General features: G+C 69.1%; 14 protein-coding genes and 1 pseudogene. 9 read left to right on the top strand and 6 right to left on the bottom strand.

Annotation, left to right across the window (positions count from 1 at the left end; all coding sequences use genetic code 11):
* Positions 1–102 precede the first annotated feature (102 nt).
* The 5 genes from CFB46_RS31325 to CFB46_RS31300 all read left to right on the top strand — a co-directional run bounded on the left by CFB46_RS31325 (position 103) and on the right by CFB46_RS31300 (position 5,906).
* Positions 103–789: a hydrolase gene (locus CFB46_RS31325; protein ID WP_027786132.1), complete on the top strand. Its 687-nt coding sequence runs from the start codon at positions 103–105 to the stop codon at positions 787–789.
* Positions 790–957: 168 nt separating this feature from the next.
* Complete coding sequence (locus tag CFB46_RS31320; RefSeq protein WP_034185508.1) at positions 958–1,125, top strand: DUF1427 family protein; 168 nt, start codon at positions 958–960, stop codon at positions 1,123–1,125.
* A gap of 19 nt (positions 1,126–1,144) precedes the next feature.
* Positions 1,145–3,034: an amidohydrolase gene (locus tag CFB46_RS31315; protein WP_027786131.1), complete on the top strand. Its 1,890-nt coding sequence runs from the start codon at positions 1,145–1,147 to the stop codon at positions 3,032–3,034.
* A gap of 440 nt (positions 3,035–3,474) precedes the next feature.
* Complete coding sequence (locus CFB46_RS31305; protein ID WP_027786130.1) at positions 3,475–4,428, top strand: VOC family protein; 954 nt, start codon at positions 3,475–3,477, stop codon at positions 4,426–4,428.
* A 14-nt stretch (positions 4,429–4,442) separates the two neighbouring features.
* Positions 4,443–5,906, top strand: a complete 1,464-nt coding sequence (locus tag CFB46_RS31300) for an alginate export family protein (protein ID WP_027786129.1) — start codon at positions 4,443–4,445, stop codon at positions 5,904–5,906.
* A 21-nt stretch (positions 5,907–5,927) separates the two neighbouring features.
* Here the strand turns inward: CFB46_RS31300 and CFB46_RS36800 are convergent.
* Positions 5,928–6,147, bottom strand: a pseudogene (locus tag CFB46_RS36800) (LysR substrate-binding domain-containing protein); the annotation flags it as partial.
* Positions 6,148–6,278: 131 nt separating this feature from the next.
* On the opposite strand from CFB46_RS36800, the gene CFB46_RS31290 reads away from it, so the two are divergent.
* Entirely contained in the window at positions 6,279–7,349 is a 1,071-nt protein-coding gene (locus CFB46_RS31290; RefSeq protein ID WP_089502438.1) for an MBL fold metallo-hydrolase, read from the top strand.
* 27 nt (positions 7,350–7,376) lie between these two features.
* Here the strand turns inward: CFB46_RS31290 and CFB46_RS31285 are convergent, their stop codons facing one another.
* Positions 7,377–8,297 carry a helix-turn-helix domain-containing protein gene (locus CFB46_RS31285; RefSeq protein ID WP_027786126.1) on the bottom strand — a complete coding sequence of 307 codons (921 nt, stop codon included), beginning with the start codon at positions 8,295–8,297 and terminating at the stop codon, positions 7,377–7,379.
* A 395-nt stretch (positions 8,298–8,692) separates the two neighbouring features.
* Between CFB46_RS31285 and CFB46_RS31280 the strand changes: the two genes are divergently transcribed.
* The 3 genes from CFB46_RS31280 (at position 8,693) to CFB46_RS31270 (ending at position 14,395) form a co-directional block, all read left to right on the top strand.
* A complete protein-coding gene (locus CFB46_RS31280; RefSeq protein WP_027786125.1) occupies positions 8,693–11,587 on the top strand; it encodes an ATP-binding protein in 2,895 nt (964 codons plus the stop codon).
* A 144-nt stretch (positions 11,588–11,731) separates the two neighbouring features.
* Entirely contained in the window at positions 11,732–13,630 is a 1,899-nt protein-coding gene (locus CFB46_RS31275; protein WP_027786124.1) for an amidohydrolase, read from the top strand.
* A gap of 90 nt (positions 13,631–13,720) precedes the next feature.
* Positions 13,721–14,395: a hypothetical protein gene (locus CFB46_RS31270; protein WP_027786123.1), complete on the top strand. Its 675-nt coding sequence runs from the start codon at positions 13,721–13,723 to the stop codon at positions 14,393–14,395.
* 81 nt (positions 14,396–14,476) lie between these two features.
* On the opposite strand, the gene CFB46_RS31265 is transcribed toward CFB46_RS31270, so the two are convergent.
* The 4 genes from CFB46_RS31265 to CFB46_RS31250 all read right to left on the bottom strand — a co-directional run bounded on the left by CFB46_RS31265 (position 14,477) and on the right by CFB46_RS31250 (position 19,530).
* Entirely contained in the window at positions 14,477–15,394 is a 918-nt protein-coding gene (locus CFB46_RS31265) for a LysR family transcriptional regulator (protein ID WP_027786122.1), read from the bottom strand.
* 97 nt (positions 15,395–15,491) lie between these two features.
* Entirely contained in the window at positions 15,492–17,753 is a 2,262-nt protein-coding gene (locus CFB46_RS31260) for a xanthine dehydrogenase family protein molybdopterin-binding subunit (RefSeq protein WP_089502437.1), read from the bottom strand.
* Positions 17,753–18,253, bottom strand: a complete 501-nt coding sequence (locus CFB46_RS31255) for a (2Fe-2S)-binding protein (protein ID WP_027786120.1) — start codon at positions 18,251–18,253, stop codon at positions 17,753–17,755. The genes CFB46_RS31260 and CFB46_RS31255 overlap by 1 nt, the downstream gene beginning before the upstream one ends.
* Complete coding sequence (locus CFB46_RS31250; protein ID WP_027786119.1) at positions 18,250–19,530, bottom strand: c-type cytochrome; 1,281 nt, start codon at positions 19,528–19,530, stop codon at positions 18,250–18,252. Before CFB46_RS31250 ends, CFB46_RS31255 begins: the two co-directional genes overlap by 4 nt.
* Positions 19,531–19,707: the final 177 nt, after the last annotated feature.

Genomic DNA, 19,707 nt, shown 5'->3' with positions numbered 1-19,707 from the left:
CGCAGGCCGACTGCCGACGCTTCCGACACCGCGCATTGGATGCTTCGGGGATTCGTCGGCCAGGCGAGCCTCATTTTCTCCGCGTCAAAGGACATCATCACCATGAGCAATCCGAAGCTTGAAGTACTTACTCCGCACAACAGCCAGCTGATCTTCATCGACCAGCAGCCGCAGATGGCGTTCGGCGTGCAGTCGATCGATCGCCAGACGCTGAAGAACAACGTCGTCGGGCTCGCGAAGGCCGCGAAGGTCTTCAACATCCCGACCACGATCACGACGGTCGAAAGCGAGAGCTTCTCGGGCCACACCTATCCCGAACTGCTCGACGTGTTCCCGAACCAGAAGACGCTCGAACGCACGTCGATGAACTCGTGGGACGACCAGAAGGTGCGCGACGCGCTCGCCGCGAACGGCCGCAAGAAGGTGGTCGTGTCGGGCCTGTGGACCGAGGTCTGCAATACGACGTTCGCGCTGTGCGCGATGCTGGAAGGCGACTACGAGATCTACATGGTCGCCGACGCATCGGGCGGCACGTCGCTGGCTGCGCACGACATCGCGATGCAGCGCATGGTGCAGGCCGGCGTGGTGCCGGTCACGTGGCAGCAGGTCCTGCTCGAATGGCAGCGCGACTGGGCGCACCGCGAGACGTACGACGCGGTGATGGCGATCGCGAAGGAGCATTCGGGCGCATACGGGATGGGCGTGGACTACGCGTACACGATGCTCCACAAGGCGCCGCAACGCACCGCGACGCCGCACGAGTCGATTCCGCCCGTTCCGGCGAAGTAAGCGCGGACGGCCTGCAACGGCTGATGCCGGTGCGGCGGGTTCGATGCGAACGCGCCGCATTGGCTCCATTGCCGCGGGCGGCGGACGTGACCGAAACACGAATGCCGCCCGCGGCATGCTGGTCGGAACACTGCGCCTGCATTTGAAATTGTCCGGGAGATTTATTGCATGGAACCTTATCTGGTTTCCCTTGGTGCGGGCGTGCTGATCGGTGTGATTTACAGCGCCATCAAGGTTCGCTCTCCCGCACCGCCGCTGATTGCGCTGGTCGGGTTGCTCGGCATGCTGATCGGCGTGCAAGCCTTACCCACCGTCAAACAACTCTTTGGCTTCTGATCGACAAGAGGTGATGCATATGACCGCAACCGTGACCCAACCGGATCTGATCCTGCATAACGGACGATTCACGACGCTCGACCGCGCGAACCCCGTCGCGACGGCGGTCGCGATTGCCGCCGGGCGCTTCGTCGCCGTCGGCAGCGAAGCGGACGTGATGCCGCTCGCGGGCCGCGCGACGAAGGTGGTCGATCTCGGCGGCCGCGGCGTGCTGCCGGGCCTGATCGACAACCACTGCCACGTGATTCGTGGCGGACTGAACTACAACATGGAACTGCGCTGGGACGGCGTGCCGTCGCTCGCGGTCGCGATGGAGATGCTGAAGCGCCAGGTCGCGATCACGCCCGCGCCGCAGTGGGTGCGCGTGGTCGGCGGCTTCACCGAACATCAGTTCGTGGAGAAACGGCTGCCGACGATCGACGAACTCAATGCAGTCGCGCCCGATACGCCCGTGTTCATCCTGCACCTGTACGATCGCGCGTTGCTGAACGCGGCGGCGCTGCGTGTCGTCGGCTATACGAAGGACACGCCGGAGCCGCCTGGCGGGACCATCCTTCGCGATGCCGCCGGCAATCCGACCGGCCTGCTGCTCGCGAACCCGAACGCTACGATCCTCTACGCGACGCTCGCGAAGGGCCCGAAGCTGCCGTTCGAGTATCAGTACAACTCGACGCGCCATTTCATGCGCGAGCTGAACCGGCTGGGCGTGACGGGCGTGATCGACGCGGGCGGCGGTTCACAGAATTATCCCGACGATTACGAAGTGATCCGCAAGCTGCACGACTCGGGCGAGATGACGATCCGGATCGCGTACAACCTGTTCACGCAGAAGCCGAACGCGGAGAAGGAAGACTTCGTGAACTGGACGAAGAGCGTCAAGTACCACGATGGAACCGACTACTTCCGCAATAACGGCGCCGGCGAGATGCTGGCGTTTTCCGCGGCCGATTTCGAAGACTTTCGCGTAGCACGGCCGGACCTGCCGGAGCAGATGGAGGACGATCTCGAAGGCGTCGTGCGCGTGCTCGCGGAAAACCGTTGGCCGTGGCGCATGCATGCGACCTACGACGAAACGATCAGCCGCGCGCTCGACGTGTTCGAGAAGGTCAACGCGGACGTCCCGCTTGAAGGGCTGAACTGGTTCTTCGATCACGCGGAAACGATCACCGAGAAATCGATGGATCGAATCGCCGCGCTCGGCGGCGGTATCGCGGTGCAGCACCGGATGGCGTACCAGGGCGAATACTTTGTCGAGCGCTACGGCGCGCAAGCCGCCGAGGCGACGCCGCCTGTCGCGAAGATGCTCGCCAAGGGGCTCAAGGTGTCGGCCGGCACCGACGCGACGCGCGTCGCGTCGTACAACCCGTGGGTGTCGCTCGCATGGCTCGTGACGGGCAAGACGGTCGGCGGCATGCGCATGTATCCGCAGCGCAACCTGCTCGATCGCGAAACCGCGCTGCGGATGTGGACCGAGTACGTGACGTGGTTCTCGAACGAAGAGGGCAAGAAAGGACGCATCGCGGTGGGGCAGCTTGCCGACTTGGTCGTCCCGGATCGCGATTTCTTCGCGTGTGCGGAGGACGATATCGCCGCCACGACCGCGTTGCTGACGGTGGTCGACGGGAAGATCGTGTGGGGCGCGGGGCCATTCGCATCGCACGACGCGCCGATCCCGCCGGCGATGCCGGACTGGTCGCCCGTGCGCGAGTTCGGCGGTTACGGCGGCTGGGGCGCGACGCAGCGCAACGGCGCGCCGCTGCAACGCGCGGCGGCCGCCGCGATGTGCGCCTGCGCGAATGAATGCACCGTTCACCAGCATGCGCACGCAGGCGCATGGGGGAGCGCGTTGCCGACGTCCGACGCGAAGGGCTTCTGGGGCGCGTTCGGGTGCTCTTGCTGGGCGATCTGATAGGGCGATGCATACCACTTGCGACTCCGCGGCATGGGTCCGCACGCGGGTGTCGCGGCCGTGGGTGCTGCCGAAATGGCCGCCGAGTTCTGGAACATGACACACATTGCGCGCTTCATGGCCCATAACGCATTTTTCGAAGCTCCGGGATTGATCGGTGGGCTCGTCCTCGTCACCGTGCTCGACGATAGACGAGACCCCCGCTCGCACGGTCCCGCAATTCGGTGATGTCGCGACGACCGTGCTGAAACGACGAGTCTGCTCCGGCCGGCCCGCCCGCCCAGGAAGTCGCGCGCGTCCGGTTGCGGCGCGCGCTGCCGCCGCGGTGCTCGTGTTTCCCGCCTGTCGTCCGGGCCGCCCGGATGAGCGGCCGGCATCCCGCTGAATCCAAATCCGCGCGCGGCCCGAGGCCGCGCGCGTCACCATCAAGGAGAAAACCGATGAGTTCACTGAACCTGCGCAACATGCTGCGCATGACCGCCGCGTCGTCGGCCGTGCTCGCCGCGCTGCTGGTCGGCGCGCCGGCACTCGCCGACGAAACTCACCTCGACGACGTCGCGTCGCCGGCCGCCGCGGCGCGCTTCCCCGCGATCGCGGTCGGCCCGCAGTACGACACGACTCACGTGTGCGTGGCGCCGGAAGACTTCGACCGGTTTACCGACAGCTTCGTCGCGACCTTCGGCGGCAAGAAGTCGAAGCAGGGCGTGTTCCAGGTCACGCCGACGCCGAGCCAGACGATGTCGCAGCTCGTGCTCACGCCGGTCGGCACGATCTCGGTGTTCGGCTTCAAGACGCCGATTCCGTATCCGTTCTGTGAGGAACGCACCGGCTATCTCGTCACGGACATGGACGTCGCGGTGAAAGCGGCGCGCGCGCATGGCGCGGACATCGTCGTGACGACGTTCCCCGATCCGATCGGGCGCGACGCGATCGTTCGCTGGCCGGGCGGCGTGAACATGCAGCTGTACTGGCACACGCAGGCGCCGAACTACGACGCGCTGCAGACGGTGCCGGAGAATCGCGTGTACGTATCGCCGGAAAGCGCGAGCAAGCTCGCACACAACTTCGCCGCGTTCTCGCACGGCAAGATCGTGTCCGACGTGCGCCATGCACCGGGCATCGAGATCGGCCGGCCGAACGACACGTATCGCCGCATTCGCATCGAATCGGGCTTCGGCAAGATGACCGTGCTCGCGACCGACGGCCACCTGCCTTACCCGTTCGGGCGCGAAATGACGGGCTACGAAGTGGCCGATCTCGCCGCGACGCTGAAGCAGGCCGAAGCGGCCGGCGTGACGGTGCTCGTGCCGCCGTTCAAGTCGGACGGCCGTGACGCGGCGCTCGTGCAGTTCCCGGGCGGCTACGTCGCCGAAATCCACGCGCGATCGAAATGACGGTGCGCCGGCCGATGAAGCGATCGTGGCGCGGCGCGCTGCCGTGCGTCGTGCTGGCGGGGGGCGCCGCGTTGCACGCGGGGGCGGCCGTCGGCGCCGATGCCGATGTAGCGGCGGCCGGCGCGGCCGCGTCGCCGGCCGCGGCCGCCGCGGCGTCGTGCACCGCGAAGCGCCCGACGGTGCTGTTCAACCGTTGGCAGGAAGACTGGTCGGTGCTCGCGAATCCGTGCGTGCCGCGCAAGCCGTTCGATGCGCTGAAGTACGTGAGGCTCGGCGACGATCCGTCGACCTATCTGTCGCTCGGCGCCAACCTGCGCGAACGCTTCGAGCTGAACAACGCGCCGCTGTTCGGCCTGGGCGCCGCGCATGACGACAACTACGTGATCCAGCGCGCGAACGTGCATGCGGACCTGCGGTATCGCGGGCATCTGCAGGCGTTCGTGCAGTTCGTCGATGCGCGGCCGTTCGGCAAGGACACGGTCGGCCCGGTCGACAAGGATCAGCTCGACCTCGAGCAGGCGTTCGTCGCGTACGTCGATCAACTGGGGCCGGGCACGTTCAAGACGCGGATCGGCCGGCAGGAGATGGCGTTCGACCTGCAGCGTTTCGTGTCGGTGCGCGACGGCCCGAACGTGCGGCAGGCGTACGACGGACTGTGGACCGATTACGAAATCGGCAAATGGCGGCTGATCGGCTATGTGACGCGCCCGGTGCAGTATCGCAATGCGGCCATGTTCGACGACGTGTCGAACCGGCACCTGCGATTCGACGGCGTGCGCGTCGAGCGCACCGGAACCGGGCCCGGCGATCTGTCGGCGTACTGGTCGCGCTATACGCGCGACAACGCGCGCTATCCGGATGCATCCGGCACCGAGCGGCGCGACGTATTCGACATGCGCTACGCGGGCAAGACCGACGGATTCGACTGGGACGTCGAGGCGATGCTGCAGACGGGCCACGTCGGGCAGGACACGGTCGGCGCGTGGGCGTTCGGCGCGCTGGGCGGCTACACGTTCGCGAAGACGGCCGGCACGCCGCGCATCGGCATCCAGGTCGACGGTGCGTCGGGCGACGCGCATCCGGGCGACCGGCGCGTCGGCACGTTCAACCCGATGTTTCCGAACGGCTATTACTTCACGCTCGCCGGCTATACCGGATACAGCAACCTGATCCATGTGAAGCCCTCGCTGACCTTCAAGCCGGCCAGTTCGGTCACGGTGCTCACCGCCGTCGGCTTCCAGTGGCGGCAGACGACTGCCGACGCGATCTACGGGCAGGGGATGTCGGCGGTGCCGGGCACGGCCGGCAAGGGCGGCGCGTGGACGGGGATGTACGCGCAGGCGCGCGTCGACTGGCTCGTCGACGCGAACGTCGCGCTCGCGCTCGAGGCCGTGCACTTCCAGCTCGGCTCGTCGATTCGCGCACTCGGCGCGCGCAATGCCGACTATGTCGGGATGGAAGCGAAGTTCGGCTGGTGACGCGTCGCGTCGCCGCGCGTATCAGCACTGCGCGCTGGCGAGCGATTCGACGCAATCGATGAACGCGGTCACGCGCTTCGAGCCGCGCTGGTTCGGCAGGTACAGGGCGGTGATCACCACGCGCCGAGCCCGGCGTCACGCCGTACTGTCCGAACAGCCGCTGCAGGCGGCCTGCTTCGAGATCCGCACCGACCAGTCAGTCGGGCAGCAGCGCGATGCCGGCACTGTCGAGCGCGGCCTCGGTGTCTTCAGGACAATTCAGGCGCCGCTCAGGATTTTCGCCGCGGCGCCCGATAAGCTGCGCGGCATCGCGTGTCGTGCGGGTCGTTCCGTTCATGGCCGGGCGCGCGCACGTTTCGTCACGGAGATCGCATGAAGACCCTGTTCCGGCACGCGTGCGTTGCGCATGCGGCCCGTTTGCTGATCGTGGCCGGGTGCGTGGGCCTGTCGACGCCTGCGGCGTTTGCGCAGGCCGGCGTGCAGCCCGACGTCCACGCCAATGCGCAACCCGAAGCGCAATCCACGGCGCAATCCATGGCGCAATCCATGGCGCCTGCCCCCGCCGCGGCCCGGCAGCCTCCCGGCTTCTACCGACTGAAGATCGGCGACTTCACGGTGATCGCGCTGTCCGACGGCACCCATCCGTTTCCGGTCGACACGGTGTTTCGCGACATCTCGAAGGCCGAGATCCGGCGCGACCTCGACCGCGCATTCCTGGAGCCGCCCGTGCAGGGGTCGATCAATGCGTTCCTGGTCGATACCGGATCGAAGCGGATCCTCGTCGATGCGGGCGCCGGCACGCTGTACGGCGATTGCTGCGGCAAGCTGCTCGACGACCTGCGCGCGGCGGGCTATGCACCCGAACAGATCGACGAAGTGCTGCTCACGCACCTGCACAAGGACCATGTCGGCGGCATTGCGTCGAACGGCGCGATGACGTTTCCGAATGCCGTCGTGCGGGTGAACGCGGTCGAGGCCGCGTATTGGCTCGATCCCGCCAACAAGGCGAAAGCGCCGGCGTTCCTCGCGTCGTTCTTCGATGCGGCCGCCGCGGCCGTCGCGCCTTATGTCAAGGCCGGCCGCTTCGAGACGTTTCGCGGCGAAGCGACGCTGGGGCCCGGCATTCGCGCGGTGCCGATGCCCGGCCATACGCCGGGCCATACGGCTTATCTGATCGAGAGCGGCCACGCGGGCCTGCTCGCGTGGGGCGACATCGTGCACGTGGCGGCGATCCAGTTGCGGGACGTGAACGCGACGGTCCAGTACGACAGCGATGCCGGCGCCGCACGCCGCACGCGGCGGGACACGCTGAAGCGCGTCGCCGATCGACGCTATCTCGTCGGTGCCGCGCATATCGCGTTTCCCGGGCTCGGCCACCTGCGCCGGGACGGTGCGCAATACGACTGGGTGCCGGTCAACTATGACGCGACGCCGGTGCGGTGACGCCCCGGCGTGCGTCCAGGCCGCCGGTCAGCGCGACCGTGCGCGCCGCCACGCGCCGGGCGGATGGCCGACGATCCGCACGAATACGCGGTTCAGATGGCTCTGGTCGGCGAAGCCGCACGCGACCGCGATGTCGGCCAGCGTCATATCGGACGTCTCGATCAGCTCGCGCGCGCGCATCACGCGCTGTTCGAGCAGCCACTGGTGCGGCGTGCGGCCGGTGGTGCGCGAGAACGCGCGGATGAAATAACCGCGCGACAGGTCGCATTCGTTCGCCACTTCCTCGATCGATACGCCGAGGTCCGCCTTTTCCATCAACAGTTCCTGGGCGAGCGCCACCTTCGCGGGCGACAGCACGCCCTTGCGCTCGAGTTCGCACGCACGCGCGTTGCCGTAGCGGCGCACGAGATGCGTGCCCATCGCGAGCCCGACCTGTTCGATGAACAGCGCGTTCAGCGGGCCGGGTGCGTCGAGGCTGTCCGCCACCGCGTGCGCGAGATGGCCGAGGACCGGATCGCGTACGTCTGGGCGGCACGTGAGGCCGCTGATCGGCTGGCCGCCGTGCTCGGGGCCGACGTGTTCGAGATACGCATGCGGCAGCTCGACCAGCACGAAGTCGAAGTTGCCGTACAGGTCCGCGTGGAAAGGGCGCGAGAAGTCGCGAATGTAGATCGAGTGATGCTGGAACCGGCGCTCGCTCGCGCCGGCGTGCCCATAGAGCGTGCGGCGATGGCCGCCGCCCAGCGACACGCCGACCAGGAAGCCGCGATCGCACGCGGGCATCTCGATCCGTTCGACGTGCGCTTCGCTCATGCATTTGCGGTGAAGCCTCAGGCCGCCGGCCGCCGTCTCGATATCCTTCGACAGCAGGCTCGACACGCAGCCGAGCGTGTCTTTCGGCCGCCGCGGTGGCGATGCCACCGCGGCGGCGATGACGGAGTCTGACATGGAATTCCCCAGCGAGGGACTCGGAGCTGAAATGACGAGTCCAGTTTAGATGCGCACGCGGACGTTCAAAATGAATTTGCATAAACGTCCGCTCGTCATCCTGACAATTTGCTTTCAATGCGAGCGTGCGGTGAGTGCGTGTCCCGGCGCAACGCCTGCGCAAGCGGCCCGGCAGAGTATAGCGCCCCACTTTTACACGCAAGTGATCGTGCGCCCGGGCCCGCCCGGAATGCGCGAACAGCGCATTTTCCTCCAAGATTTTCGGCGACCGTCCGTCTACACTCGGTCCGGAATTCGACATTTTCCGTCCGGTGCAAGGTGCGCCGGACGCGGACTTCCTGCCGGGTGAACTGCCGCGTTCATCCGGCAGTCATCTCGAGGGACCGGAGGCGGCCATGATTCAGATCGGAACTTTGTCGGTGGATTTCGAGCAACGCGACATTCGTCGTCAAGGCGCGTCGCTGCGCATCGGCGCGCGCGCGCTCGACATTCTCGAAGTCCTGCACCGCGCCAGCGGTTCGGTCGTGTCGAAAGACGACATCATGGACGCGGTCTGGCCGGGCCTGATCGTCGAGGAAAACCGGCTTCAGGTGCATGTGGCGACGCTGCGCAAGGCGCTCGGCGCGAGCCGCGATCTGATCAAGACGGTGCCCGGCCGTGGCTACCTCCTGGTGGCGAACGCGTCGTCCGGCCCGGACCTCGCGTCCGCGCCCGAAGCGCCGGCCGTCGCCGCACCGCCCGATGCCCCCGTGTCCTCGCAGATCGCACCGCTCGTCGGGCGCGACGCCGAACTCGCGCAGATCGTCGACATGCTCGAACGCACGCCGGTCGTCACGCTCGTCGGCGCGGGCGGAATCGGCAAGACGAGCCTTGCGGTGCGCGTCGCGCACGGCGTGCGCAGCCGCTCGCGCGAGCGCGTGCTGTTCGTGGAGCTGGCGCGCGCGTCGACGCGCGACGACATGCTGATCGCACTCGCCGCCGAGCTCGGCCTCGATACGCAGGGCGTGCCCGCCGTCGACCGCATCGCCGACGCGTTCGCGACGGCGCGTTGCCTGCTCGTGCTCGACAACGCGGAGCACATCGTCGATCTGGTGGCGAGCCTCGTCGAAACGCTGACGTCGAGCGCCGGCTCGCTGCGCGTGCTCGTGACGAGCCGCGAGCCGCTGCACATCTCGGCCGAAGCGGTGCTGCGCATGAGCCCGCTCGCGGTGCCGGACGGCAACGCGTCCCTCGACGAAATCGTCCGCTGCTCGGCCGTCGAGCTGTTCCTGGAACGCGTGCGCGCGGCCGCGCCGGATTGCGCGATCGATGAAACCGGCGTGCGGCTGATCGGCGACATCTGCCGGCGCCTCGACGGGCTGCCGCTCGCGATCGAACTGGCCGCGGCGCGCGTGGCGACGCTCGGGCTCGCGGTCGTCGCATCGCGCCTCGACGACCGGCTGAACCTGCTGACCGGCGGGCTGCGCTCGGCACTGCCGCGTCATCAGACGCTGCGCGCGACGTTCGACTGGAGCTATGTGCTGCTCGATGGGGCCGCGCGCGCCCTGTTTCGCCGGATGGGGTGCTTCATCGGGCCGTTTTCGTTCGATGCCGCGCGCGCGGTCGCCACCGAGCCCGGTACATCGGCTGCTGACTTGATCGCGGTGCTCGGCGAGCTGGTGGCGAAATCGCTGGTGACGGTCGAGTTCCATGGCGCGTATGCGCGCTACCGGCTGACCGAATCGACGCGTGCGTACGCGCTGGAAAAACTGCACAACGAAGGCGAGTTCGAGCGCATCGTCGCGCGCCACGCGGAGTACGAGCGCGAGCGAGCGCCGGCGCGTCCCGCGGCGCTGGCCGACGCGCCGGCCGCGGATGCGCACGCGCCGGCCGTGGATGAACCGGCGGACGCCGCCGAGGCCGCAGGCGTGCCCGAACCCGACCGACTGGCGCGCGCGCTGCTGGAGCCGTCGCGGATGCGCGCGTGCACGGCGCGCGCCCGCCAGGTACTCGACGAACTTGACACGGGCGCCGCGGGCCCGGTCGACGCCGCGCGCGAGATGCGGCTTCGGGCGGCCTGCGCATCGGCGCTGCTGCATACCGACGGCGACGCACTGGCCGCCGCCGCGATGTGGGACCGCACGCTCGGTCTCGCCACGCACATCGGCGACGATGCGTTCGATGCGCGCGCGCTGGTGGGGCTGTGGAACACGATGCTGACGCTGTCGGACATTCACGAATCGCTGCGCTACGCGACGCGTTTCGAGCGGGCGGCGGAGCGGCGCGGCGACCGTTCGCAGCGGTTGCTGGCGAACACGATGGTCGCGACGTCGCTGCATTACTTCGGCGAGCATGCGCAGGCGCGCGAGCGGCTGGAAGCGGCGACGGCCGAGCTCGCCGACGCGTGCGAGCCGTCGTGCGCGCAGCCCGCGCTGGGCGTCGACATGGCGACGCTGGGGCGCACGATGCTGATCCGTCTGCTCTGGATGCAAGGCGAACCCGAGCACGCGATGCGCATCGCCGCGCAAGCGGTCGAGCACGCGCGCCGCGGCCCGTCGCCGCTCACGCTGTGCATCGTGCTCGGCGCGGCCGCCGTGCCGATCGCCCTGCGCTACGGCGATCACGACATCACGACAGACTATCTCGCGACGCTGCGCGCGACCGCCGACGCGCACGGCTTCGACATCTGGCGCAGTCACGCGGAATGCCTGACCGGCCAGTTCGACATCCAGGCCGGCCATCCCGGCGCCGGCCTCGCCCGGCTCGAACCCGCGCTGCGGCACGTCGAGGCGAGCGGATTCCGGCGCGTGCTCGCGCCGTTGACCGTCGCGTACGCGGAGGGCCTCGTGCGAACCGGCCGCGCCGATGAAGCGCGCATCCGGCTCGATGCGACGCTCGCACGCTGCCGCGCGCACGGCGAGCACCTGTTCGTCCCCGAGCTGCTGCGCGTGAGAGGCGTCGCGATGCTCGAACAGGCGCGCACCGTCGGCGCGAATCTCGCCGCGGCGTACGAGGCCGACGGGCATCGTCATCTGCAGATGGCGATCCAGACCGCGAACGCGCAGGGCGCCGCGATGTGGGCGCTGCGCAGCTCGCTCGATCTCGCCGATCACCTGATCGAGCGCGGGCACACCGGGCAAGCATCGGCGCTGGTCGCCGGCGTCGCGCGGCACTTCGATCCGCATTCGCGCGCACACGACGTGCGTCGCTTGCTGCGCGTGCAGAACTTCGTCCGTCAGGATGCGCCGCTCGCGCCATGCCTGACCCGCGCGCGACGCGATGCCGCCGACGCGGCGCAGCAGGCCGCATGACGATGCGCGATTCCGGTGCAGCCGCGCGGCCGCGCGATCAAAGCGTGCGTCTCGACGTGCGCGGTGCAGCCGCTTTCCGGGCCGCGGCGAGAAGCGGGGCGTGCCGCGCGGCGCCGCGCACGAGCGCGCGCGGGAGGCCCGACGGTGCTTAGAGCGACGGAACCCGCGCGCTCGGCGGACCTCGTCGTCTTCAACGGCAAGATCGCGACCCAGGACGAACAGCGCTCGTTCGTCCGCGCGCTCGCCGTGAAGGACGGGACCATCGTCGCGACCGGCGACGATCGCGACGTGCTGCGCCATGCGCACGACGGCACGACCTGCATCGATCTGCATGGCCGCACCGTGATTCCGGGCCTGATCGATGCGCACCTGCAGGCGATACGCGGCGGGATGAACTTCAATCTCGAGGTGCGCTGGGACGGCGTGTCGTCGCTTGCCGACGCGCTCGAGCTGCTGGGCCGGCAAGTACGACGCACGCCCGCGCCGCAATGGGCGCGCGTGGCGGGCGGCTGGACCGCGCTGCAGTTCGCGGAAAAGCGCGGCCCGACGGCGGCCGAGCTCAACGCGATCGCGCCCGACACGCCGGTATTCATCCAGCATCTGGGCGACTGCGCGTGGCTGAACGCGGCCGCGCTGCGCGCGCTCGGCTACGGGCGCGACACGCCCGATCCGCCCGGCGGCGAACTGCGACGCGACCGCCATGGGCGGCCGACCGGGCTGCTGATCGCGCGTGCGGACCCGGCGGTGCTGTTCGCGGCGCTCGCCCACGCGCCCATGCTCGATGCGGCCGACCGGGTCAACTCGACGCGGCAGTTCATGCGCGCGCTGAACCGCGTCGGCGTGACGAGCGCGATCGACGCCGGCGGCGACGGCCTCGCGTATCCGGACGACTATGCGGCGGTCGCGACGCTCGCGCGGCGCGGCGAATTGACGACGCGCATCGCCTATGCGTTGGGCGCGCGGCACGCCGGCCGGGAGCTCGACGACTTCGCGAAATGGATCGCGCTGACGGCGCCCGGCGACGGCGACGCGTTCCTGCGCGCGAACGGCGCCGGCGCGCGGCTGCTGTTCTCGGCGGTCGATCTCGGGAATTTTCTCGAGCCGCGCGTCGACCTGCCCGCGTCGATCGACGTGGAGCTGGCGGCCATCGTCCGGCTGCTCGTGCACCACCGCTGGCCGTTCCGGTTGCATGCGACCTACGACGAATCGATCGGCCGCTTCCTCGACGTGTTCGAAGCGGTGGATCGCGACACGCCGTTCGACGGGCTGCGCTGGTGCTTCGATCGCTGCGAGGCGATTTCGGATGCCAATATCGCGCGTGTCGCGGCGCTGGGCGGCGGCATCACCGTGCAGCCGCGCATGGCGTTCCAGGGCGAAGCCTTCATCGCGCGCCATGGTGCGGCGGCGGCCACGCGTGCGCCGCCGATCCGCGCGATGCTCGCGGCCGGGCTACCGGTCGGCGCCGGCTCCGGCGCGATGGGCGCGGCGAGCTACAACCCCTTCGTCGCGCTGTACTGGATGGTATCGGGGCGCTCCGTCGGGGGCACCGCGCTGTATCCGGCGCGCAACCGGCTGGGCCGGATGGAGGCGCTGCGCCGCTACACGGTCGGCAGCGCGTGGTTCTCCACGGACGAGCACCGCAAGGGCGCGCTGGTGCCCGGCCGGTATGCCGATTTCGCGGTGCTGAGCGACGACTACTTCACGATCGACGCGCGGCGCATCCCGGCGTTGTCGTCGGTGCTGACGGTCGTCGGCGGCAAGGTCGTGCACGCGGAGCAGGAATTCTCGCCGCTCGCGCCGCCGCCGCCGCCCGTCAGCCCCGCATGGTCGCCGGTCGCCGAGGGCCGCGTCGACGATGCGGCAGGCGCCGGCGGGCGCGACCGATCGCACGCGGCGGCGGCGGGCGACGCGTGCCCGGCGCCCGGTATCGATGCGTGCCGCGTGCGCGGCCATGGACGCCGCTTCGCGCGGCCGCGCTATCCGACGGCGAGTGCGGACGCCGAACCCTGCGAAGCCTTCGGCCGCTGCTGCGTCGCGTTTTGAGCGGTGCGAGCCGGTGCGCGACGCGCTGCCGGGGCGCCGCCATGCATTGAACGATTTTCCGCCCCGGGTACGGGGCACGAAGGAGACAGAATGAATGTTGCGCACACGCGCGCATTGGCCACCGGCGACGAAGTGGCCGGCGTTCGCATTCCGCGCACGCCCGTTGCGGTCGAGGCAGCCGACGCGGCCCGCGCGTCGTTGCCCGCCGCGCTCGCCGACCATGCGGCGCGCGTGTTCGTGTTCGCGTCGCTCGCCGCGCGGCGTGCAGGCGACGCGTGCGACGCCGACGCACTGTACGTCGCCGCGATGTACGCGAACATGGGATTGAGTCCGGCGTACTGCCGGTCGGCCGAACGCTACGAGCTCGACGGGGCGGACGCCGCGCACGCGCTGCTGCTGCGGCATCGCCGGTCGCGGCGCATGCGCGACGACGTGTGGCACGCGATCGCGCTGCATACGACGCCGGGTGTGGCCGCCCGTACGTCGCCGCTCGCGCGCGCGTTGGCAGGTGCGGTGTCGACGGACCTGATGGCGACCGACTTCGACGCCTACACCCTCGACGAGCGCACGGCGCTGCTCGCGACTTACCCGCGCGGCAGCGGCTTTCGCGAAGCGTTTCTCGACACGGTCGCGCGCGGCGTCGAGCATCGGCCGCAGTCGACGTTCGGCACGTGGAGCGCGGACGTGCTCGAGCGCGCGGATCCGGATTTTCATCGGCCGAATTTCTGCGGGCGCGTACTGGGCGCGCGGTGGAACGACACGTGACGGCGCTGGTCCGGCGTGCGGAGCCGGACGGACGACCGGCTGCATCGCGACACCGCGCGCGGCATGTCGCGCCGTGCGGATTCAGCCGCGTTTGCCCTGCAGCGTCGGAATCTGCTCGAACAGGCTCGCGAGCCAGTCGACGAACACCTTCAGCTTGACCGGGATGTGGCGATTGGGCGGATACAGCACCGAAATCGGCTTGGGCGGCGCGTTGAAATCGGTCAGGACCTCGCGCAGCCGCCCCGACTTCAGGTACGGCTCGACGAGGTACAGCGACGTCTTGATCAGCCCGATGCCGGCGACGCCGCATTCGATGTAGTTGTCCGCGTCGTTGACGGCCACCGTGCCGCACATCTGCACGATGCGCGGCTCGCCGTCGACGACGTAGTCCCACGCACGCGGCCGCCCGGTGTCGGCCGAGATGTGGCTGACCGCCACGTGCTGCGCGAGATCGTCGACGGTCGCGGGCTCGCCGCACCGCGCGAGATAGGCGGGCGACCCGCAGGTGCAGGTGGTCAGGCTGCCGATCCGCCGCGCGATCATCCCCGAATCGTCGAGCGCGCCGATGCGCACCACGCAGTCGACCCCTTCGCCGACGAGATCGATCTGCCGGTCGGTGACGCCGAGTTCGATCATGATGCCCGGATGGGCGTCGAGAAACGCCGGCAGCGCGGGCACCACGACCTGCTTGGCCATCGCGGGCGGCAGGTTCACCTTCAGCCGGCCGCGCGGCACGTTGCGGGCCTGCGAGACCGACGCCTCCATGTCGTCGATCTCGCGCAGCACCGCGACGGAACGTTCGTAATAAGCCTGGCCGTCCTCGGTCAGCGAGATCCGGCGCGTGGTGCGGTTCAGCAGCCGGCAGCCGAGATGCTGCTCGAGTGCGCTCAGCAGCGCGGACACGCGCGGGGTGGTGAGGCCGGTCGTGTCGGACGCGCGCGTGAAGCTGCCGGTTTCGACGATGCGCGTGAACACGCGCATCGAAAGCAAGGTATCCATCGTCGGAAGTTCTCCAGCCTGTCGGCATGCGACGCCGGTGCGTGCCGGCGCCGTCTGGTCGCGTATCGGGTAGCGCGTAGCGGGTGCGACCAAACCGCTATGCGTCGATGCGTTGTCTCAGTGCGTCGCCGGCGAACGGCATTTCGCGCATGCGCTGGCCGGTCGCATCGAAGATCGCGTTGGCCAGTGCGCCGGCGGTCGGCCCCATCGACGCCTCGGCGGCCCCGAGAAACGGCGCGCCGGGGCGATTGACCAGATGGACCGTCACGTTCCGCGGCACGGCCGAGAAGCGCAGGATCGGGTAGCTGCTCCAGTCGAAGCTGCGAATCCGCTCGGTGTCGTACTTCAGCGCCTCGTACAGCGTCCAGCTCGCGGCCTGCACGATGCCGCCCTCGATCTGGTTGCGGATGCCGTCCGGCGACACGATCTGGCCTGCGTCGACGGCGGCTTCCGCGTGTTCGAGCGTCACGTGGCCGGTTTCCGGCACGACCGACACCTCGACCGCGATCGCGACGTAGGCCATCAGGTTCTTGTACTTGCCGAACGCGAAGCCGACGCCGCGGTTGCGCGCGCGCGGCGGCCTCGGCCAGCCGAAGTGCTTCGCGGCGAGCCGGATCACCTGGCGCGCGCGATGGTCCTCCATGTGACGCAGCCGGAATTCGACCGGATCGACGCCGGCTGCGTGCGCGAGTTCGTCCATGAAACTTTCGATCGCCCAGATGTTCGTGTGCGCGCCGAGCGAGCGCATCGCGGACGTCTGCAGCGGCATCGTCGGCGAGAAGTTATTGACGATGTGCTGGTTCGGCAGCGCATACAGCGGAATCGCGTTGCGGTCGGCGCCGCCCTCGGGCTGCAGCATCGGCGTGGACGGCGCGGGCACGAACGGCGGCTCCAGCATGCGCGCGGGCAGCAGCCGGCCCGCGTTGACGATTCGCTCGTTGTGCGAGCTGCTCCACAACGCATAGTTCCAGTCGACGATGCGGCCGCCCGCGTCGAGCGATGCGCTGACCTCGGTCACCATCGCCGGCGTGAAATGATCCCACGTGTGCTCCTGTTCGCGCATCCATTGCACGCGGATCGGCTTGCCGGGCATCGCGGCGGCGATCAGCGCGGCATGCGCGGCCGCGTCGTCCGCCCCGTTGTGTCCGTAACAGCCCGACCCTTCGGTGTGAATGCAGCGCACGCTCGCCTTCGGCATCGACAGCATCTCCGCGAGCGCGTCGCGCAGCGGATAGACGCCCTGCGAGTGGGTCCAGACCGTCATCGTCCCGTTCTCGAGATGCGCGACCGAACACGACGGCCCGATCGACCCGTGCAGCAGGTAATTCTTCAGGAACGTCGCGTTGAGCGTCTTCACGGCCGGCGCGGTGGCCGCATGCGTGTTCGCGATCTCGATGCGCTGCGTCGAGATCCGCTTCAGATCCGCGTGCACGGTGCCGCGATCGGGCAGCGTGCGGCCCGGCGACCAGCGGCAGCCGGCGGCGAGCGCGCGCTGCGCGACCACCGCCTGCCATTCGCCCTGCGCGACCACCGCGAGCATGCTGCCGTTGCGCACGACTCGCACGACGCCCGGCAGCTTCAGGATCGCGGCTTCGTCGAACGACAGCAGCTTCGCGTCGTATACCGGCGGCATCACGACGCGTGCGTGCAGCATGCCGGGCAACTGCATGTCCTGCACGTAGCTGACGCCGCCCGTGACCTTGTTCGGGATGTCGACGCGCGGCAGCGACGTGCCGATCACGGCGAACGTCGCCGGGTTCTTCAGCGGCGACGTGGGCGCAGCATTGCGGTGCAGGTCGACCGTGCGAATCGCGTCGCCGTAGGTCATCGTGCGGCCGTCCGGCGCCTTGATCACCGCGTCGGCGGTCGTCAGCGTGCGCGGATCGACGCCGAAGCGTTTCGCCGCGCCTTCCACCAGCAGCGCGCGCACCTGCGCGGTCGCGTTCAGCAGCGCGGAGCCGCTGTCCGCCATCGTATGGCTGCCGGCGGTCAGTCCTTCGTCCGGCGACGCGCCGGTGTCGGCGGTCAGGAACGTGATCAGCGACGGCTTCATGTCGAGTTCCTCGGCGGCCACCTGCAGCAGTGCGGTGCGCACGCCGGTGCCGAGCTCCACTTTGCCGGTGAACACGGTGACCTTGCCGTCGGGCGCGATCTTGACCCACGCGTCGAGCAAGGGATTGGTCTTCAGGCTGCCGGCCAGCGTCTGAGTGGCTTTCGCGACATGCACGGCCGCGCCTTCGTCGGCGATCACCAGTTGCGCGGCCGCGCGCGACGCAGGCGCGAGGCTGAACGCGACGAACAGCGCGCCGGAGACGATGAAGTGCCGGCGGCCTTCGTCGATGTCGTCGTGGGAATTCATCACAGCCCCTTGCTGATCGTGACGGGAGCGGAAGCGGGTTCGGGGGGCGGCAGCCCCGCGACCGAGCGCACCGCCGCGAGAATCCGCATGTGCGTGCCGCAGCGGCACAGGTTCGGTTCCATGTGCGTGCGCAGTTCCTGCTCGCTCGGCTTCGGATTGCGTTCGAGCAGCGCCTGCGCGCGCATGATCATCCCGGCGATGCAGTAGCCGCACTGCGCGGCCTGGTGCTCGATGAACGCGCGTTGCAGCGGGCCGGGATGCTCGGCGGTGCCGAGGCTCTCGATGGTGCGCACGCTGCGCGAGCCGAGCGCGGCCACCGGCATCAGGCACGAGAAGGTCGGCTTGCCGTCGACGATCACGGTGCAGGCGCCGCATTGTCCCAGGCCGCAGCCGAACTTCGCGCCGTGCAGGTGCAGGTCGTTGCGCAGCGCGTACAGCAGCGGCGTGGACGGATCGATGTCCAGCGTGTGCCGCACGCCGTTGACGGTGAGGGTAATCATCGTGCGGAGTCCTCTTTTCTGAGCCTGGCGGCCATCGCGTTCACGCCGGACCATGCGGGACGATCGGTATAGGTCTCGCGCACGTATGCGGCGAGATCGGCGATCTGCGCGTCGTCGTACTGGTCGATGAACGAAGGCATCATGTTCAGCGTGTCCTCGCCGTGCCAGCCGATGCCGTTGAACATCATCTGGATCGCGTTACGCGGCGTATCGGCGTTGACCGCCGTGCTGAACGCGAGCGTCGGCCGCTCGCCGAGCGACTGCATCGGCGCGGCCGGCCCGTGGCACTGCGCACACGACGCCTGGAACAGCGTTGCGCCGCGCCGCGCGGCCGGCGTCGTCGCGGCGCGCTCTACCGGATTCGCGGCCGCACGCGCGTTCGCCGGTTTCTGGATCGACAGAATGTAGGCGGCGATCGCCTCGACGTCCTCCACCGGCACCGTCGCGAGATCGCGCGTGACCGGCAGCATCGGCCCGGCCGCCGCGCCGTGCTCGCTCGCTCGGCCGGTGCGCAGGTACGTGACGAGCTGCGCCTGCGTCCACGGGCGCGTCGCATGGCCCAGCGTATTGAGCGACGGCGCTTCCCAGCCGTCGACGATGCCGCCGTCGAACGCCTGGCCGCTGCGTTCGCCGCCGATCGCATTCAGCGGCGAATGGCACGACGCGCAGTGGCCGAGCCCGTCGACGAGCATCCTGCCGCGGTTCCATTGCGCGGACTGCGCGGGGTCCGGTTGATACGCGCCTTCGCGCAGGAACAGCACGTTCCAGAACGCGACCAGCGGCCGGAAGTTCAGCGGAAATATCAGGTCGTTGGCGGGCGCCGTCGCGTGTACCGGCTCGCGGGTCATCAGGTAGGCGTACGCGGCGGCGATGTCGTCGTCCGACATCCGCGTGAAATGAACGTACGGAAACGCCGGGTAAAGCGGCCGGCCGTTGCGTCCGATGCCGGTGCGCAGCGCACGAGCGAAGGCATCGCGCGACCAGCGGCCGATCCCCGTTTCGGCGTCCGGCGTGATGTTGGTCGCATAGATCGTGCCGAACGGCGTCGCGAGCGGCAGCCCGCCCGCGAACGGCTTGCCGTCCTTCGCGGTGTGACAGACGACGCAGTCGCCGAGCGCGACGACGCGCGCGCCGGCGCGCACCAGCTGCGGATCGAACGAAGCAGGGGCGGGCGGATCGATCGGCGCGATCGACGGCCGCACCATGATGCCGATCGCGACCGCGAGGCCGACGATCGCGATGCCGGCCGCGCCGAACCAGAGTCGTTTGTGCTTCATGTGCGCTCCAGGCGATGCGGTGCGCCGCAAGCCGTGCGATGCGCGGCAACACCGGACGATGCGTGTCGGCGATGCGTGGTCGTTCGATGCGGCCGCGACCGCCTTACCGCACGGCGATGATTGGCGACGGGGATCATATTGTCACTCCAGCAGTCGATGACGAGCGCAAGCGCCGTC

This window comes from Burkholderia sp. HI2761 (assembly GCF_002223355.1).
GTDB lineage: Bacteria > Pseudomonadota > Gammaproteobacteria > Burkholderiales > Burkholderiaceae > Burkholderia.
Note: the sequence above shows the minus strand (reverse complement) of the source record. Positions and strands in the feature narration are given on the sequence as shown.

Excerpts from the sequence above, each read along its gene's own strand:
- CFB46_RS31260 (WP_089502437.1), bottom strand. The coding sequence starts at position 17,753 with ATGAATTCCCACGACGACATCGACGAAGGCCGCCGGCACTTCATCGTC.
- CFB46_RS31285 (WP_027786126.1), bottom strand. The coding sequence starts at position 8,297 with ATGTCAGACTCCGTCATCGCCGCCGCGGTGGCATCGCCACCGCGGCGG.
- CFB46_RS31315 (WP_027786131.1), top strand. The coding sequence starts at position 1,145 with ATGACCGCAACCGTGACCCAACCGGATCTGATCCTGCATAACGGACGA.
- CFB46_RS31270 (WP_027786123.1), top strand. The coding sequence starts at position 13,721 with ATGAATGTTGCGCACACGCGCGCATTGGCCACCGGCGACGAAGTGGCC.
- CFB46_RS31255 (WP_027786120.1), bottom strand. The coding sequence starts at position 18,253 with ATGATTACCCTCACCGTCAACGGCGTGCGGCACACGCTGGACATCGAT.
- CFB46_RS31280 (WP_027786125.1), top strand. The coding sequence starts at position 8,693 with ATGATTCAGATCGGAACTTTGTCGGTGGATTTCGAGCAACGCGACATT.
- CFB46_RS31305 (WP_027786130.1), top strand. The coding sequence starts at position 3,475 with ATGAGTTCACTGAACCTGCGCAACATGCTGCGCATGACCGCCGCGTCG.
- CFB46_RS31325 (WP_027786132.1), top strand. The coding sequence starts at position 103 with ATGAGCAATCCGAAGCTTGAAGTACTTACTCCGCACAACAGCCAGCTG.
- CFB46_RS31290 (WP_089502438.1), top strand. The coding sequence starts at position 6,279 with ATGAAGACCCTGTTCCGGCACGCGTGCGTTGCGCATGCGGCCCGTTTG.
- CFB46_RS31250 (WP_027786119.1), bottom strand. The coding sequence starts at position 19,530 with ATGAAGCACAAACGACTCTGGTTCGGCGCGGCCGGCATCGCGATCGTC.
- CFB46_RS31300 (WP_027786129.1), top strand. The coding sequence starts at position 4,443 with ATGAAGCGATCGTGGCGCGGCGCGCTGCCGTGCGTCGTGCTGGCGGGG.
- CFB46_RS31320 (WP_034185508.1), top strand. The coding sequence starts at position 958 with ATGGAACCTTATCTGGTTTCCCTTGGTGCGGGCGTGCTGATCGGTGTG.
- CFB46_RS31265 (WP_027786122.1), bottom strand. The coding sequence starts at position 15,394 with ATGGATACCTTGCTTTCGATGCGCGTGTTCACGCGCATCGTCGAAACC.